We start from the raw sequence: 1245 nt of genomic DNA, 5'->3' as shown, positions 1-1245 counted from the left end.
CTGTCTTCTTCCGTGCACGTGGGCAACGAGCGCCAGGGCTCGAGTGGGCTCATGGGGAACGGACAGGAACGGCGGAAAATTAGCTTCGCGGCACTGATCGAGGCGGCCGGCAGGAAATAATTTCTACCTAAATATCAAATAGTTATAATCAGAAAGCGGCGAAAGCCGGGTGCCGTCGCCAGCACCCGGCCCGCGCGTTGCCGATGGGCTCAGAAGGTCGCGGCCTGCGCCAGCGGAGCGAGCGAACCCTCGCCCGCGCGCCAGCGTTGCAGGCGCCGCTCGATGCAAGGCAGCACGGTGGCCTCCTGCTCATGGATGAAAAAGTGCCCGCCGTCGAACAGTTGCAGTTCGAAGTCGGCGCAGGTTTCCTCGCCCCAGGCCAGCAGCTGTTCCTCGCTGGCCTTGTCGGCGCGGCCGCCGAGCACCTGGATGGGGCAGGCCAGCGGCGCGCGGCGCTGGTGGCGGTAGCTGCCGCAGAGCAGGAAGTCGGCGCGCAGGATGGGCAGCGTCAGGCTCATCAGCTCGGCGTTGGCCAGCACTTCCTCGGGGGTGCCCTGCAGGTCGCGCAGGTCGGCGATCAGCTCGGCGTCGCTCTTCGGCTCGGCGAAGCCGCGGTCGTATTCCGCGCGCCGCGACGGCGCCGCCGTGCCCGAGGCGAACAGCCCCAGGGGCGTCGGGCTGCCCAGCTCGCGCAGGGCGTAGAGCAGCTCGCAGGCGAGCAGCGCGCCCAGGCTGTGGCCGAGGACCGCGTAGGGGCCCTGGCGTACTTCGTCGTGCAGCTCGCGGGCCAGTTGCCGGGCCAGGCCGGCCAGGTCGGTGTGCAGCGGCTCGGCCATGCGCGCGCCGCGCCCCGGCAGTTCCACCGGGCGCAGCTGCAGCCAGGCCGGCAGCTTGCGCCGCCAGCGGCTGTAGACCATGGCGCTGGCGCCGGAGTACGGCAGGCAGAAAAGTCGCAGCGCCACTCAGCCGGCCGCCTTGTCCATGTGCTGGCGCAGGCTCAGCGGGCGCATGTCGGTCCAGACCTGCTCGATATAGGCCAGGCAGTCCTTCTTCAGCCCGCTCTTGCCCACGGCGCGCCAGCCGGCGGGGATTTCCTTGTACTGCGGCCAGATGGAGTACTGCTCCTCGTGGTTCACCACCACTTCGAATGGGATGTCTTCGCGGTCGAATACAGAAGTCATTGCGCTTTCCTCAACTGGATGGGCCGGCCACCCTGTGGGTGGCCGCTATGGGTTAACGAAGTGG

At 68.4% G+C, this 1245-nt stretch carries 2 protein-coding genes; both read right to left on the bottom strand.

Annotation, left to right across the window (positions count from 1 at the left end; translation table 11 throughout):
- Positions 1-209 precede the first annotated feature (209 nt).
- Positions 210-917, bottom strand: coding sequence for a thioesterase II family protein (locus PcP3B5_RS15180; RefSeq protein WP_061563269.1), 708 nt, complete (start codon positions 915-917; stop codon positions 210-212).
- Between the two features lie 45 nt (positions 918-962).
- Positions 963-1181: an MbtH family protein gene (locus tag PcP3B5_RS15175; RefSeq protein ID WP_009622053.1), complete on the bottom strand. Its 219-nt coding sequence runs from the start codon at positions 1179-1181 to the stop codon at positions 963-965.
- Positions 1182-1245 lie beyond the last annotated feature (64 nt).

It is taken from the genome of Pseudomonas citronellolis (genome assembly GCF_001586155.1).
GTDB lineage: Bacteria > Pseudomonadota > Gammaproteobacteria > Pseudomonadales > Pseudomonadaceae > Pseudomonas > Pseudomonas citronellolis.
The sequence above is the reverse complement of the archived record's forward strand: the minus strand, read 5'-3'. Positions and strand labels throughout refer to the sequence as shown.

What these genes read in the sequence shown, in the direction of transcription:
- PcP3B5_RS15180 (WP_061563269.1), bottom strand. Translation starts at nt 917, where the DNA reads ATGGTCTACAGCCGCTGGCGGCGCAAGCTGCCGGCCTGGCTGCAGCTG.
- PcP3B5_RS15175 (WP_009622053.1), bottom strand. Translation starts at nt 1,181, where the DNA reads ATGACTTCTGTATTCGACCGCGAAGACATCCCATTCGAAGTGGTGGTG.